The organism is Aeromonas sp. s9, from assembly GCF_040907765.1.
In the GTDB taxonomy this organism is placed as follows: domain Bacteria; phylum Pseudomonadota; class Gammaproteobacteria; order Enterobacterales; family Aeromonadaceae; genus Aeromonas; species Aeromonas caviae.
Window position 1 is genome coordinate 26,867 of the sequence record NZ_JBFOCK010000093.1, and the last position, 14,333, is coordinate 41,199.

Annotated in this window: 14 protein-coding genes; all 14 read left to right on the forward strand. The window is 60.1% G+C overall.

Going from position 1 to position 14,333, the window contains the following annotated elements; all coding sequences use genetic code 11:
* Positions 1–32 precede the first annotated feature (32 nt).
* The 14 genes from AB5Y54_RS18130 (at position 33) to AB5Y54_RS18195 (ending at position 14,292) form a co-directional block, all read left to right on the forward strand.
* Positions 33–1,238, forward strand: a complete 1,206-nt coding sequence (locus tag AB5Y54_RS18130; protein ID WP_368154124.1) for a phage major capsid protein — start codon at positions 33–35, stop codon at positions 1,236–1,238.
* Between the two features lie 45 nt (positions 1,239–1,283).
* Complete coding sequence (locus AB5Y54_RS18135; protein WP_368154125.1) at positions 1,284–1,592, forward strand: hypothetical protein; 309 nt, start codon at positions 1,284–1,286, stop codon at positions 1,590–1,592.
* Between the two features lie 4 nt (positions 1,593–1,596).
* On the forward strand, positions 1,597–1,947 hold the full coding sequence (locus AB5Y54_RS18140; RefSeq protein ID WP_368154126.1) for a head-tail connector protein: 351 nt from the start codon (positions 1,597–1,599) through the stop codon (positions 1,945–1,947).
* A gap of 57 nt (positions 1,948–2,004) precedes the next feature.
* Positions 2,005–2,346: a hypothetical protein gene (locus AB5Y54_RS18145; RefSeq protein ID WP_181023049.1), complete on the forward strand. Its 342-nt coding sequence runs from the start codon at positions 2,005–2,007 to the stop codon at positions 2,344–2,346.
* 52 nt (positions 2,347–2,398) lie between these two features.
* Positions 2,399–2,719, forward strand: a complete 321-nt coding sequence (locus AB5Y54_RS18150) for a phage head closure protein (protein WP_171269727.1) — start codon at positions 2,399–2,401, stop codon at positions 2,717–2,719.
* On the forward strand, positions 2,716–3,276 hold the full coding sequence (locus AB5Y54_RS18155) for a hypothetical protein (protein ID WP_368154128.1): 561 nt from the start codon (positions 2,716–2,718) through the stop codon (positions 3,274–3,276). The genes AB5Y54_RS18150 and AB5Y54_RS18155 overlap by 4 nt, the downstream gene beginning before the upstream one ends.
* A complete protein-coding gene (locus AB5Y54_RS18160) occupies positions 3,273–3,644 on the forward strand; it encodes a hypothetical protein (RefSeq protein WP_368154129.1) in 372 nt (123 codons plus the stop codon). Before AB5Y54_RS18155 ends, AB5Y54_RS18160 begins: the two co-directional genes overlap by 4 nt.
* Positions 3,641–4,099, forward strand: coding sequence for a hypothetical protein (locus AB5Y54_RS18165; RefSeq protein ID WP_323956464.1), 459 nt, complete (start codon positions 3,641–3,643; stop codon positions 4,097–4,099). The genes AB5Y54_RS18160 and AB5Y54_RS18165 overlap by 4 nt, the downstream gene beginning before the upstream one ends.
* A complete protein-coding gene (locus tag AB5Y54_RS18170; protein ID WP_323956463.1) occupies positions 4,099–4,536 on the forward strand; it encodes a hypothetical protein in 438 nt (145 codons plus the stop codon). The genes AB5Y54_RS18165 and AB5Y54_RS18170 overlap by 1 nt, the downstream gene beginning before the upstream one ends.
* Before the next feature lie 176 nt (positions 4,537–4,712).
* Positions 4,713–7,031 (forward strand): hypothetical protein, encoded by a 2,319-nt coding sequence (locus AB5Y54_RS18175; RefSeq protein ID WP_368154131.1) that lies wholly within the window; start codon positions 4,713–4,715, stop codon positions 7,029–7,031.
* 9 nt (positions 7,032–7,040) lie between these two features.
* On the forward strand, positions 7,041–7,652 hold the full coding sequence (locus AB5Y54_RS18180) for a hypothetical protein (protein ID WP_368154133.1): 612 nt from the start codon (positions 7,041–7,043) through the stop codon (positions 7,650–7,652).
* A complete protein-coding gene (locus AB5Y54_RS18185) occupies positions 7,649–8,236 on the forward strand; it encodes a hypothetical protein (protein ID WP_368154134.1) in 588 nt (195 codons plus the stop codon). Before AB5Y54_RS18180 ends, AB5Y54_RS18185 begins: the two co-directional genes overlap by 4 nt.
* A 2-nt stretch (positions 8,237–8,238) precedes the next feature.
* Entirely contained in the window at positions 8,239–8,640 is a 402-nt protein-coding gene (locus tag AB5Y54_RS18190; protein ID WP_368154137.1) for a hypothetical protein, read from the forward strand.
* Positions 8,641–14,292 (forward strand): DUF1983 domain-containing protein, encoded by a 5,652-nt coding sequence (locus tag AB5Y54_RS18195; RefSeq protein ID WP_368154139.1) that lies wholly within the window; start codon positions 8,641–8,643, stop codon positions 14,290–14,292.
* The last annotated feature ends 41 nt before the right edge of the window (positions 14,293–14,333 follow it).

The following is a 14,333-nucleotide window of genomic DNA, read 5'->3' on the forward strand; positions in this document are numbered from 1 at the left end:
GGTTTTTTATTGCCATAACGGAGCGTATGCCCATGAAATTGCACGAACTGAAGCAGAAGCGCAGCACCATCGCCGGTCAGATGCGCAAGCTGAACGATGACTACAGCGAGAAGCGCTGGGATGAGCCCGCCACCAAGCAGTGGGGCGACATGGTCAAGGAGCTGGACGAACTGGACGCCCAGATCGTCCGCGAAGAGCGCCTGCTCAACCTGGACTCTGACAACGTCAACAACGAGCCCGAGCGCCGTTCTGGCATTGACCTCGATACCAGTGTCGCCGAAGCCCGCCAGATGAAGGTGCTGGAAACCGTGTTGCGCGGTGGCTACCCGGCACTCTCCAGCGAGGAGCGTGCGCTGTTCAAGGAAATGCGAGCCCAGGCGACCAACGTGGACTCCAAGGGCGGCTTTACCGTCCCCACCGAATTCCGCAACCGCGTTGTGGAAACCATGAAAGCCTTCGGCGGTGTGGCCAATATCGCCACCGTGTTTGAAACCGATGGCGGGGCGCCCATTACCTGGGTGACCACGGATGGCACTGCGGATGAAGGCGTCATGATCGGTGAAACAGAAGAGGGTGGCGATAAGGACATGGACTTTGGCCAAGTTGCCATCGGTGCCAAGAAGATGACCTCCAAGACCATCAAGATCAGTGACGAGTTGCTGACCGACAGCGGCGTGGATGTCATTGGTCTGATCTCCCGCCGCATCGGATCTCGCCTCGGCCGAGGTGAAGCAAAGCAACTGCTGAACGGTGACGGCCAGGGCAACAACATCAAGGGGCTGACCATGCAGCTGACCGGTGGTGTGACTTCTGCGGTGGCGGGTTCCATCACCCACGGCGATCTGCTCAAGCTCAAGCACTCGGTGGATCCGGCCTATCGCGCAGGCAACACCCGCTGGGTGTTCAACGACAACACCCTGCTCGGTTTCAAGGAACTCAAGGACGGTAATGGCCGCCCGCTGTGGCTGCCGGATGTGGCCGGTGTTGCCCCGGCGACCATTGACGGCGATCAGTACCAGATCGACCAGGGTATGCCGGATGTGGCTGCTGGTAAGAAAGCGGTGCTCTATGGCGATTTCAGCTACTTCCAGATCCGCCGCGTCAAAGGGATGGCCCTGCGCCGTCTGGACGAGAAGTATGCCGAGGCCGGTCTGGTTGGCTTCCTGATGTTCCACCGCTTCGATGCGCTGTTGGAAGATACCGCAGCCGTCAAGGCGCTGACCCTCAAGGCCGCCTAATCAACCACACCGGGGGTCATGCCCCCGGTTGGATGGAGAAAACCCATGCACGTAATTTTGCTCACCTCGCTGTTTGGTGCAAAGCGGGGCAACGTTGGCGACTCTTTGCCCGTTGACAGCCAGGATGAGGCGGACGAGTTGGTCCGGCTCGGGATCGCCCGTTATGACACCGAGGCCGAACTCAAACGCCAGTTGGCCGAACTTCAGGCCCGCGAGCAACAGCGACAAGAAGCTGATGCCCAGGCGGCGGCACAAACCCAGGCCGCAGAGGATGAAGCCGCCGCGCAGGCCAAGGCCGCAGAGGCCGAACAGAAACAGGAAAAGCCGGTCAAGGCGAAAGCTGACAAGGTGTAATAAGATGGCACTGCTCAACATCTCGCTGTTGAAAAAACAGCTTCGCCTCGATGCAGGCATGACGGATGAAGACGATCTGCTGGAGTTGTACCTGGGGGCCGCCGAAGTGGCGGCTTCCAACTACATGGGCCGCAAGATCTACGACAGCGATGAGGAAATCCCCGATACCGATCACTATGGTATCAGCGTGAAGAACCCGGCTGTCACCCTGGCGGTTCTTATGTCGGCGGCGCAGTTCTACGAGAACCGCGAGCCCATCATCACTGGCACTATCGTGGCAGAGCTGCCGCTGGCTTACTCCCATGCGCTTGGCCCCTACCGGATCTTGTTCCCCGAGTTGCCGCCGGATCCGTGATGGCTGGATCAGGGGCCTGATCGGATATACCCTACCGGGATTGATACGGGAGGGACAATGGCGCTTATCGAGTGTGGCGAATGTACCGGCAAGGTGTCTGACAAGGCGGCCAGTTGTCCGCATTGTGGGTCGCCGGTCATGCAGTTGGCTGATGTGGTGGACACCGGTGATCGGCTGACGACCACGCAGCAGACATCCAAGCAGCTGAAGGAGCAGGTGCTGTGGGCTTATCTGTTGATGGCCATGGGCTTGGCAATGACAGTTTTTACACCGCTTTGGCTCAATGCCAAGGGGAGTGACTGGACACTTTCAAGTCTGGGGTATGGTGGGGCTGTGCTGCTGCTCGGTGTGGCGTGGCAGATAGTCAACAAGGTTAGGATATGGTGGCACCACAGTTGACCGGTCACCAAAACAAACCCCGCTTCGGCGGGGTTTTTTATTGGAGGTTTCTATGGCAGCGGGTGAGTACCGAGATCAGATCCGCATCCTGACCAAGGCGTCAGGGCAAGATGCTGCTGGCCAGCCGCTGGCGCAGTGGCAAGAGTCGAGCCCTATCTGGGCAGATGTCAGAATGATTGGTGGCCGTGAACAGTTGAGGGCTGGCAAAGAGGTCGCTGCAGGGCAGTACACCATCAAGCTGAGATACCGCTCCGGCGTGACCCCTGCCAACCGGGTTTTCCTGGTGCGCGATGATCTCACCGTCAATATCAAACTGGTTCAGCCAGATGCCAAGCGCAGCACGCTGATCCTCTTCTGTGAGGTTGACCAATGATCAGCACCATCGACCTGGACGGGTTTTCTGATCTGGAGCAGCAGCTGGCGTCCCTCGATCTGGTCACCCAGAAGAAGGTCTTACGCGAGGTGATGCGAGAATCAGCCCAGCCGGTGCTGGCCCGTACTCGTTCCCTCTATGAGCAGAAGTGGAACCACGACACCGGCCTGTTGGGTGAGTCCATCAAGCTGCGCGTCTCCATTCCCAGGAACCCCCGGTTTGCTGATGTCGTTGCCTCTGTCGGTGTGTTCAAGTCCTACAAGGTACAACAGGCGGCAGGTAAATACGTGGAGGCGCCGGTCTATGCGTACTGGCTGGAGCATGGAGCCCGCGAGCACAGTCTTGCCAGTGGGGCCAGCCTCAAGAGCCACAAGGATACCGAGCGCGCCAACAAGCGAGCACACCTGCGCCGCAGTCGCCCAGGGCAAGAGAGCTTGATCCACCCCGGCATCCCTGCTGGCCCATTCTTGCGCCCCGGTCTCGATGAGAACGTGGAGAAGGTGCTGGACGTACAGAAAGATCACCTGGGCGCAGCCATCGACAAGGCAATCAGATGATAAAGCGAGCCGCTATTTTTGAGCTGATAAAGGCCGCCAGCCAGGTGCCTGTATATCCCGACTTCATACCGCAAGAAGAGTCTATTCCTGCAATCGCCTACAGCCTGGTCAGCTCTCCTGACGGCCTGCGACCCCTTGAGGGTGGGGTGAGTCTCCAGCAGCATTTTTGGCAGTTGGAGATATTGGCCGCCACTCGCCTGGAGGGGGACGCCATCGGCGAGCGTCTGCGCCAGCTTGATGGCAGGCAAACAGACGACTTCCAATACATCGCCGTGTCCGAGCCGCGAGACTCACCCAGTTCGCTGGACACGACAACCAAGCAATCCATCATCGAAATCCAAACGACAAACAGAAGGAATGCGTTATGACCGCAGCAACCCGCTTTCAGTACACCCCCCAAGATGGGGTCTTGGCCGCTGGGACTCAAACCAAGTTCAAGACCAAGGACGATGCCGATTTCACCCCCCTCCCTGGGATGCTGTCCATTGGCCAAGTCGGCGAGAAAAATCCCGTGCTGGACCAAACTACGTTGGAAGACACGGCCAAGCGCTCCATTGCCGGGATGTTCGATGGCCCAGAGAAAGAGTTCAAGTGCATGGCTTACCCGACCGATGCGGGCCAGCAGTTGTTTATTGCGGCGGCTCAGGCCACCAAGACTGTCATCGTTCAACACATCTGGCCCGACAATGTGACAGCGGAATACGAGGTGGTGTTGCTGGGTTATCTGCGCAACGAAACCCAGGGTGACAAGACCATTGATTTCGTGGTGCCGTGCAAACAGAACGGCAAGACCAAGTGGGGCAAAGTGGGGGTAGGTGCATAATGGCCGCAAAGAAAAAACCATCGGTGACAGCGGCGCTGTTGCTCAACAAGTTATCGCTTCGTCAGGAGCTTGTGCCTGTTCCAGAGCTGGGCGAAGAAGCCGAAATCATCGTGCGTGAAATGTCGGTGTCCAAGCTGATGGAGTACCAGGTAACCAATTTCAACCAGATAACTGGTCAGCCGCTGGCAGATAACCCATACCAATGGATGATGTCGCTGCTGGTCTGTTGCATGGTGGACGAAGATGGCAACCCGATCGCCACCCAAGAACAGGTGCCAGCCCTGCTGGAAAGCCTGCCTCTGTCGGTACTCGACCGACTGGTGCCGGTAGCGAAGCGCCTCAACCGGATGGACGAACTGGCGCTGGCCGCTGAAAAAAACGATAAGGGTCAGCCAGACCAAGCAGCTGGTGATCAGGTTAGCGATCGATCTGCATAAGACGATCACCGAAATCGAGGCGCTGCCCGTTTCGGAACTGACCACCTGGCTGGCCCATTACTCGCTCGAATATGAGCGCCTGCACCCTCCCCTCCCTGATCCAGAAAAAATCACCCCGGAAGAGTCTCAGCTGTCGCTGAGAGCCGTCCTGTTTTAACCACATCAGAGGATAACCTATGGCCGTATTGCGCAGCCTGGTCACTACGCTCGGCCTGAATGCGGCCCAGTTCCGGGAGGAGCTGGCCCGTTCCCGCAAAGACTTCACCACCTTTGGTGGTCATGTCGTCAACACCGGGAAAGTGGTGGCCGGCGGTGTGCGGACGCTGGTCACCGAGGTGTTTTCACTGCGCAGCGCCCTGATCGCCCTGGGCTCAGGCGCGGCGCTCGCCGGTATCAAGGCGGCTTATGACAGCATTGACAAGACGGCCAACCTTGGCCGAAACATAGGCATTGCCGCGCAGCAGTGGCACGCCTACGCCCAGGCAGCGGAATGGGCTGGCACCAACGGGGAGCGCCTGTCGGATGTCGTCAAGGACTTGAACGTTCGGATCTCCGATGCGGCCAAGACCGGCGGCGGGCCCTTGGTGGACTTCTTCAAGCAGATTGGACAGTCGGCCCAGGACTGGGCGGCAATGTCGCCCGATCAGCAACTGCGCGCTTTCTCCGCCGAGCTGCAAAAGATGAGCGCAGCCGATGCCCGTTTTTGGCTCGATGAGCTGAATGATGCGGCGGCAGAGCTGTTCGATACCCTCTACACCAACAAAGGCGAGTTATTCCGTTTTGCCGACGAGATCGACGGCATGGGCATGGCGTTATCTGGCGGCCAATTCGCTGCCGTGCGCGAGGCTCGCCTTGAGATCCAGCGGCTGATGTCAGTCATGGGCGCCTTGTGGGAGCAGGTCAAGGCCAGTATGGCCCCGGCTATCTCCGAGGGCTCGCGCCTGATGCGTCAGTGGATTGTCGATGCTGCCGATGCCAAAGGCGGTTTCGCTGAGCTTGGCAAGGGGATGGCGCTCTATGTGATCGAAGGGGTGCGGTCTGCCTCTCTCGCTCTGGAGCAGTTCATCCGAACCATCGACACCACGCTTGAGAAAGCTTCCCTGGTATTCAACATCGGCGCCGACCAGGAAACCAGAAACGGCTACCTGAAAGCTGCTGCCGCCTACTCTGCTGCCCGCATGGATTACAACGAAGCGCTGAGAGATTACCAGGATGCGGGCGAGCCTGATGCCATGCTCGGGCAGCTCGATGCGCTGGGAACCGCTATGCAGCTCGCCAAGGGCGATATGGAAGCGTTCTTGTCCCAGTCCAGCGCTGACGGCTGGGCCTCATATTTCCAGAACTTGGACACCCTGAAAAAGTCTATCCAGTCCGCCGTGACCAGTGGCGGTGATAGCCTGCCTCCTTTGCCTGCCCCTGGTGGGGAGGGGCGCGGCGTTGCCGTGATCCCCGGTGCCATGAAAGCGCCGAAAGCCCCGAAGAAGCCCAAAGCCGTCAACTATGCGGCGGTGGATTCATTCAGGGTTGAAAACAAGGCCATTGCCGCCGAGCTGGACAAGCGTCAGCAACTGCTGGCCAACAGCAACCAAGCGATGGAAGGGATCGACAGGGATTTCTACGACGCCCGCAACGTGGCCCGTATCGAGCAGTATGGCGCCTCTGTCATCGAGGAGCAGAGCCGTTGGCAACAAGCCCAGCAGCGCCTCCAACAGCAGTATTCGCAAGCCTATGATGCGGCGTCCGCTAACCACGACCTGCAATTCCAGCTCCAGATGGAGTACCACGCAAGCCGGGAAATGCTGGAGCAGGATCACCAGTCCCGCTTGCTGCAGATCGAAAACGACCGGGTCAACAAACAGCGGGAATACCAGTCGGCGGTATCCGCTGAGCTGCTGAGCTTTACCCAGCAGTCCATGAGCATTACCACCTCTGCCTTGCAGCAGGCGGGCATGGAGCACAGCGGCATCTATAAAGCCCTGTTCGCCATGCAAAAAGCGGCAGCCATTCCATCCATTATCGTGTCAACGGAAGAGGCCGCCGCCAAGGCGCTGGCCGCCTTCCCGCCCCCTTACTCCATCGGTCTGTCCAACAGCGTCAGGATGATGGGCTATGCGTCAGCGGGCATGGTGGCCGGTCAGGCGATTGCCGGTTTGTTTGATAAGGGCGGGCACATCCCGGCCAACCAGTTCGGCATTGTGTCAGAGCTGGGCGATGAGTTTGTGAACGGCACCCTGATAAAAGGCCCCGCCAACGTGACCAGCCGCCGCGACTCGGAAGCGATTCTGGCGCGGGCAGCTGGCAAGGGCGGTGATGGTAGTGACGGGGTCACCATTATCCAGCATATCGCTGTATCAGGTGCGGGGGATGCTGCTCTGTCCGCCGCGATGGAGCAGGCGGCCCGCCGCGGCGCCCAGCAGGGAGCCCAGCAGGGTTACCAGATGGTGGTGCAGGATGTGGCGGGCCGTGGCCAGATCCGGCGAATGCTCAATGTGTGAGGTGCTTAATTGGCAGATGTAATCGATTGGCCTACGGACATCATCCCCAACGAAATGTCGATAGGGCTGGAGGGACTGACCAGAGACTTTGAATCCATGTCTGGGTCAACCCAGACCTTAGCAATACCTGGTTCCAAGGTAACCGCCCAGTTGACGTTCAGAGGCCTGCCTGCGCCGGTGGCAAAGCGGTTGAAAGCGCTCGTTTTCTCACTGGAGGGGACATCAGGCAGGGTCAGGATATGGGATTTTTCATCCCAACTGGTTGGCAATCCGCAGCCCGTGCTTGGTCATCCTGTTGTGACTGAAGCTATCTCAATGAAAAAGCAGTTCACATCCCGAGGGTGGACACCAAGCAGGCGGGTGTTAAGCCTTGGTGATTGGGTGCAGGTTGGTGATGAATTGAAAATGGTGCTGGCTGATGTCTATTCGGATGCAGCTGGTACAGCGCTTGTGCGTATCTCTCCGATGGTTCGTCAAAACTACCCGTCAGGCACCCCGCTGGTTGTCGCTCGGCCTTGTGGTGTATTCAAGCTACAGGACAACAAGCAAGGGGTTTTCCACCATTCCCCTGGTGTGTTTACGGATGTCACCCTGTCCCTGATTGAGGCGTTTTACCCATGATCATGACCGGCCTTGATCCCGCCATTATTGCCGCTTTGAACCGGCCCAATGTGACGGCGTTCTATGCCACCAAGATAGATCTCCCGAGCGGTATCACCCGGCTTCACACCGGCCTGGGGGAGGCCGTGATCGGTGGCGAGGTCTATTACGGCATAGGTGCCATGGGGCAGATCAGCCCCCAGAAAGAACAGCTCACTACGTCCCCGACACAACTCAACATGACCCTGACCGGACTTGATAACTCCCTGTTGGCTGAGGTGATGAAAGAGCGCCTGGTTGGGCGCTTGGTCTGGTTGTTCCTGGTTGTGCTGGACGACACCGGAGCCTTGGTGGCCGCCGCCTTGCAGTATAAGGGGCGGATCGCGTCAACGCCGGTGAAGGTGGGCAGAACCAACGCGGTACAACTGACGATCTCCAACATCTTTGAGGACTGGAAAAAGGGGCTCTCCATGCGCTGCACCGATGAGAGTCACCGCCGCCTCTTCCCTAACGATGCGTTTTTCAGGCTCCAGACCTGGATGGCCAACTGCACCATCTTCTGGGGCTCCGCGAAAGATGGGCCTGACTCGACCTATAAGGATTGACCATGCGCTATCAAGACTGGCAGCAGCGGATCATTGCTGCTATCGAGGCCGCCTCCGGGCGGCCTTTTCTTTGGGGCTCGGCAGACTGTTGTTTGTTTGTCGCTGATTGCTGTGTCGCGGCTTGCGGCAAAGACCCCGCCGCCGATTACCGCAACCGCTACACCACGGAGATTGGCGCCAAGCGGGTGCTGGTCAAGCTGCACGGCTCCATCCCTGCCGTGCTGGATGCCCACTTTGAACGGGTGATCCCTGAAATGGCCCAGCGCGGGGATGCCGTGGTTTTCGAAAGTGACCTTGGCCAGACGGCTGGCGTGATGTGGGCCGGTCAAGTGTGGGCCATGACGGATCAGGGGGCCGCCCCTGTGCCTGGTGTTGTTCCCCTGATAGCCTGGAGAGTTGAATAAATGCCACCTGTCATTGTTCCTGTGTTGGTGGGTGTGGCGGCTGGCTCCGGCGCGTTCTTTGCTGCCGGTGTTGCGCTGACTACCGCCTACGCCATCGGAGCCATGGCCTCCATGGCTGCCATGATGCTAACCACCAAGACCCCCTCCTTTTCTGATTTTCGTGGGGCCAGTGAGCGCAGCCAGGTGCTGCGAGCGGCCTCCTCTTCCAAGGTGGCCGTCTATGGTCGCGTGATCTCGTCTGGCCTGCTCTCCAATGCCAAGGAGCAGGTGGGGGATCAGACTGAGGGGGAGCTGATTTATCTGGCCCTCACCATCGCGGGGCACAAGATAAACCGGGTGGGCCGTCTCTGGCTGGGTGACGATCTGATCGAGACGTTCGGTGATCTGGCCAGTTACGAGTTGCACAATGATCGCCAGACCTGTGACCCCTACATGTTGGCGAACTGCCCGAACTGGCGAGAGGACATGATCGGGCAAGGGATCGCCTGGGTGCGTCTGACGCTCAAGTTCAACGCCGAGAAGTTCCCCTCCGGCCTGCCGAATATCAAGATGGAAAAGTTTGGCGCTGAGGTATGGGATCCCCGCGATGGCCAGGTCAAGTTTACCGACAATGCCGCGCTGGTCATTTTGGACTATTACCGCCGCTGGCTGGGGGTGCCGGATGATGAGCTGCGGCTCAATGAGTTCATCGTGGCCGCCAATATCTGCGACGAGTTGATCACCCTCCAGGACGGCACCAAAGAAAAGCGCTACGCGATCAACGGTGAGTTCGACCTGAGTGAGGCCCCCGCCAAGATCCTGGAAGACATGCACATGTCCTGCGCGGGTCAACCGACCTATGTCAGCGGCATGCACGGCATTGTCGTCGGAGCCTACTATGGCCCCGCCAGTGAGGACTTGTTTGATCATCAGTTGCAAGGTGACATTGATCTGTTGCCTGAGCCTCCGGCCAGCGACCGCATCAACACAGTGGTGGGGACTTTCATTGACGGAGAGACGTTCCAGAAGATGGACTTCCCCGCCGTCAAGGTGGCCCAGTGGGTTGAAGAAGATGATGGCCAGGAGCTGACCGAAGATCTTGATTTCCGGTTTGTCACCTCCCCCTGGCAGGCCCAGCGCCTGGCTAATATTTTGCTGCGCCAGCGCCGCACCTCCCGCACCATCACCTGTTCGGTCAATCTGTCAGGTTGGCAGTACCGCCCAGGCTCTTACCTTCGCCTCTACATTCCCGCCCTGGGGATCAATGGCGTGGAGTTCAGAGTGGTTGATTGGTCATTCGATCTGATGGATGGCGTCCAGCTGACCTTGCGTGAGGAGTCGGTGGGGGTGTGGGCCGATGCCATTGGCTTGCCGATGGAGCGCCCTGACATTACCGATTTGCCAGTGGGCGGCATGGCAATGCCTGACCAGCTCCGGTATGAAGTCGAAACCGTAGGGGAGATCGTTCAGGGCGTGCTGTCCTGGCGCAACGTCGGCACCATTGCGTACAACCAGGTGATCATACAGCGGCTGACTCCTGGCAAGCCGCCGGTTACCGTCATGACGGCGCAAAGCCCTGGTGAATCTTGCCGAGTCAACGGCCTGCCTGCTGGTAACTATGTGGCGATGGTGCGAGCGGTAGCCTTGACTGGCGCCCACTCCCCGGTCGCATCCGTCTCGTTCACCATAGAAGTGCCCGCTATCCCTGTTGGGGTTGAAGTCGAGGCGGGCAACTGGTCCCTGGCATTCCGCCCGTTGTTCACCGGCGGCCAGTCCTACGGCACCTTGTGTGAATGGTGGTGGAGCAAAGTGCAGCTGCCCCTGGCCGAAGTGCAGGGCAAGGCCACCAATGTGGGCTTGGGCGCGTTCATGACGTTTCAGGGATTGCAGCCTGACACCACCTATTACGTGTGGTTGCGGGCCGTCAACGCCTACGGCAAATCCGGTCTGTTTGCGGCCAGCGGGAAAACCTCCTACGACGCCGCCTCCATTCTCGACATCCTGGATGGGGAGATAGGTGGCGAACACCTGCGCGAGGAGCTGCGCAAGCCCATCGAGCAGATCGCGGACATCGTTGACCAGGCGATCCCTGACATCATTGGCAAACTGGAGCTGGTCGAACGCGAGTTCACCGATTTGAGTGACACCGTGACGCCGATTGCTGAACGGGTGCCGGTCATTGATCAGCAGATGACGGGCTTGGGTGACGCCCTGGCGGCCCTCGATGAGCGGTCAACGCAGACAGAAAACCTGCTGCGCGATGAGCAGAATCACCTGGGCCAGATGGGCATCGATACCGTCCTGCAGCAAGACAAGCTGCACGGCAAGATTGACCGTGTACAGAGTGAAATGGGCGATCTTCGCGATGCCATTTTCACGGTTAATCCCGGCACCGGCCAGATTGAAATGGATGTGGTGCGGACGCTGCGCGACGAGACCCAGGCCAGTTTTACCGAGGTAAACCAGAAACTGGACGCCGCCACCGGCACCTTGGCCACCAAGGCCGATCATGCAGTGGTGGATGCCCATGGCGAACGGCTGACCGAGGCCGAGCAGGTGCTGGATGGCATCAATGCCAAGATCACCCAGACGGTCACCAAATCGGATTTCACCAGCGAACAGCAGCGCCTGACCGAGGTCAGCAGCTCCCTGGATGCCGCCCTGGGGCAGATCCAGCAGAAGGCCGCCCAGTCCACCGTGACCGAGCAGGGCGAACGGCTCGCGGCGGCAGAGCAACGGATCACCGTCAACAGCGATGCCCAGTCGGCCCTGGCCGAGCGCGTATCCGGCCTCAAGGCCGAGCTGGAGGCAGATGACCAGACCCTGCTGGCCAACATCACCGAAGTGGCGCGGGTCAGTACCGAGGCTGACCAGGTGTTAGCTGAGCGGGTCAGCGGGGTCGAGGTTCGCACCGGCACCGCCGAGGGCAAGATCCGGGCACTGGAGCAGATTGTCGAGAGTGACGGCGGGATCACCGCTGGCCGCTTTGACGAGATCACCGCCACCCTGGACCTGACGGCCAAGGCTGCTGACCAAGCCGCCGAGGCCGCCATTGCCAACGCCCTCGCGGGCGATAAGGGGGAGCAGCGTCACCGCCAGGCCGAGGCATCCATTCGCCGTGACCAGCAGGTGCAGCTTGATCTTCATCAGGCTCTGGCGAGCGAGGTCACCGACCTCAGTGCCAAGTTCGAAGGGGAGAAGGCCGCCACCACTGCCCGTCTGACCGAGGTTCGGGAGGTGATTGCCGGGGTGGAGCAGTCCACCGCCCGGGAGTTAAGCCAGCTCAAGACCGACTACCAGGCAGCAGACAGCAAGGCCGCCGCCGCCTTGGAGGAGAGCAAGCGCACCCTGAGCGCCGCCGATGAGGCCATGGCCGAACGGGTAACCCAACTGCAGGCCACCCTGGAGGGGGATGATCAGACGCTCAACGCCGCTATCCTGGAAACCCAGCGCACCCTGGCGCAGGGGGATCAGGCGCTCGCCGAGCAAATAGGACAGCTCAAGACAGCCAGCGGCGATCAAGCCGCCCAGCTCACCAGCCTGGGCAAGGTGGTCACCGATGGTCAGCAGGCCACCGGCGAGGCCCTGCAACAGCTCACCACCAAGACCGACAAGACCAAATCCGATGTGGGCACCTTGTCTGAGGCCGTGGCAGAGCAGGGCAAGGCGCTGGCCGCTCGCCAGGATGACCTGTCAGCAGAAGTCAATCTGACCGCCCTGGCCAGCATCGGCAACACCTTGGCAGATGATCAGGACGAGGACCGGGCTCGCAAGGCCCGCGCCACGATCACTCGTCGTCAGGATACCCAAGCGGACGAACACCAGGCGCTGGCCCGCGAGGTGACCCAGTTCCGGGCCGAGTTTGAGGGCGACCAGGCGGCAACGTCCGCCGCGCTCACCGGGGTGAGGGAGGTGATCGCCGGGGTGGAGCAGTCCACCGCCCGGGAGATCAGCCAGCTCAAGGCCGATTACCAAGCGGCAGACAGCAAGACCGCCGCCGCCTTGGAGGAAAGCAACCGCACCCTGAGCGCCGCCGATCAGGCCATGGCCGAACGGGTAACCCAACTGCAGGCTACCCTGGAAGGGGATGATCAGACGCTCAACGCCGCTATCCTGGAAACCCAGCGCACCCAGGCGCAGGGGGATCAGGCGTTGGCCGAGCAACTGACCCAGTTGCAGGCCAAGGTGGAGACGGGTGACAAAGCGCTCGATGCGGCCATCAAGCAGACCCAGCAAGCCCAGGTGACCGGCGACAGCGCCCTGGCCACCCGCATGGACCAACTGCAGGCCTCCCTGGAAGGGGATGACCAGACGCTCAACGCCGCCATCCTGGAAACCCAGCGTACCCAGGCGCAGGGTGATCAGGCGCTGGCCGAGCAACTGACCCAGTTGCAGGCCAAGGTGGAGACGAGTGACAAGGCGCTCGATGCGGCCATCAAGCAGACCCAGCAAGCCCAGGTGACCGGCGACAGCGCCCTGGCCACCCGCATGGACCAACTGCAAGCCACCCTGGAAGGGGATGACCAGACGCTCAACGCCGCTATCCTGGAAACCCAGCGCACCCAAGCGCAGGGGGATCAGGCGCTGGCCGAGCAACTGTCTCAGCTTCAAGCCAAGGTGACCAGTGGTGACACCACCCTGGGGGCGGCCATTCAGCAGGCCCAGCAGGCTCAGGTGGATGGGGACAAAGCCAACGCCGACGCCATCACCAAGGTGCAAGCCAGCCTCAACCAAACCACGGCAGCCGTGGAAACGGCAGCCAAGGCGGTGGCTGACCTGAAAGGCAACGTGGAGGCGGGTTGGTACACCAAGGCTCAAATCGCGGGGGAAGGGGCTGGCTTTGGCCTGTCGGTCAAGCTGAATGAAGATGGCACCGTGCTGAGTACCTTCGTGATCGATGCGGATGTGTTCGCCGTGATGTCGAGGGCGGGCGGTGCGACGACAAAGCGCCACCCGTTCGTCATCAAAAACGGCACCGTCTACATGAACCACGCCATGATGGACACGGCCGAGATCGGCAACGTGATCGCCAAGTACATCAATGTTCAGCACCTGAAAGGCTCCCTCATCGAGGGTGGCTCTTTCCGTGGGGGGGATCTCTGGCTGGGGGAAAACGCCACCGGCCAGTTCGGAGCCTATGGTAAGAAGTGGAATGCAGGGATCGATTCCATGGGGCGCATCTACGGCAGTGATGTCTATTTTTCCAATGGGACGTTCCAGGGCAATGTGCTGGCCAACTCCGGCACGATGAACAACGTCACCATACGGGAGAACTGCCAGATCCTGGGTCAGCTCGATGTGAACCAGGTGGTTGGCGACATCACCACGCTGATCAAGGCGGTGGCCAACTTCTCGATCCCGGCATACCGACGCGCCCGCAACGTGGTGTGCATCGATCCGGTGACGGCCTATGGCAACGTATCGGGTCAAGGAACTATAGGGATGGCGGTGGTCTTTTACCTCAATGGGGTGGAGAAAGGCCGCGTGTCCAAGACGGAATACGTCGCCACGGGTGGCACCCGATATTTATCCATCGACATCAAACCCTCGTTCGAGATCCCGGCAAACACCAATGCCACCATCACGTTCGGCATCGAGCCGGTTGGCGGTGGAGTTGGTATCAGCTCCACCGGTTTCAGTGGCCAGGCGGTCTGGCTCACTGGCTTGAAGTAACACTGACCCACCTTACAACCCGGCCCTGTGCCGGGTTTTCT

What these genes read in the sequence shown, in the direction of transcription:
- AB5Y54_RS18155 (WP_368154128.1), top strand. Translation starts at nt 2,716, where the DNA reads ATGATCAGCACCATCGACCTGGACGGGTTTTCTGATCTGGAGCAGCAG.
- AB5Y54_RS18130 (WP_368154124.1), top strand. Translation starts at nt 33, where the DNA reads ATGAAATTGCACGAACTGAAGCAGAAGCGCAGCACCATCGCCGGTCAG.
- AB5Y54_RS18165 (WP_323956464.1), top strand. Translation starts at nt 3,641, where the DNA reads ATGACCGCAGCAACCCGCTTTCAGTACACCCCCCAAGATGGGGTCTTG.
- AB5Y54_RS18145 (WP_181023049.1), top strand. Translation starts at nt 2,005, where the DNA reads ATGGCGCTTATCGAGTGTGGCGAATGTACCGGCAAGGTGTCTGACAAG.
- AB5Y54_RS18160 (WP_368154129.1), top strand. Translation starts at nt 3,273, where the DNA reads ATGATAAAGCGAGCCGCTATTTTTGAGCTGATAAAGGCCGCCAGCCAG.
- AB5Y54_RS18195 (WP_368154139.1), top strand. Translation starts at nt 8,641, where the DNA reads ATGCCACCTGTCATTGTTCCTGTGTTGGTGGGTGTGGCGGCTGGCTCC.
- AB5Y54_RS18135 (WP_368154125.1), top strand. Translation starts at nt 1,284, where the DNA reads ATGCACGTAATTTTGCTCACCTCGCTGTTTGGTGCAAAGCGGGGCAAC.
- AB5Y54_RS18185 (WP_368154134.1), top strand. Translation starts at nt 7,649, where the DNA reads ATGATCATGACCGGCCTTGATCCCGCCATTATTGCCGCTTTGAACCGG.
- AB5Y54_RS18170 (WP_323956463.1), top strand. Translation starts at nt 4,099, where the DNA reads ATGGCCGCAAAGAAAAAACCATCGGTGACAGCGGCGCTGTTGCTCAAC.
- AB5Y54_RS18140 (WP_368154126.1), top strand. Translation starts at nt 1,597, where the DNA reads ATGGCACTGCTCAACATCTCGCTGTTGAAAAAACAGCTTCGCCTCGAT.
- AB5Y54_RS18175 (WP_368154131.1), top strand. Translation starts at nt 4,713, where the DNA reads ATGGCCGTATTGCGCAGCCTGGTCACTACGCTCGGCCTGAATGCGGCC.
- AB5Y54_RS18150 (WP_171269727.1), top strand. Translation starts at nt 2,399, where the DNA reads ATGGCAGCGGGTGAGTACCGAGATCAGATCCGCATCCTGACCAAGGCG.
- AB5Y54_RS18190 (WP_368154137.1), top strand. Translation starts at nt 8,239, where the DNA reads ATGCGCTATCAAGACTGGCAGCAGCGGATCATTGCTGCTATCGAGGCC.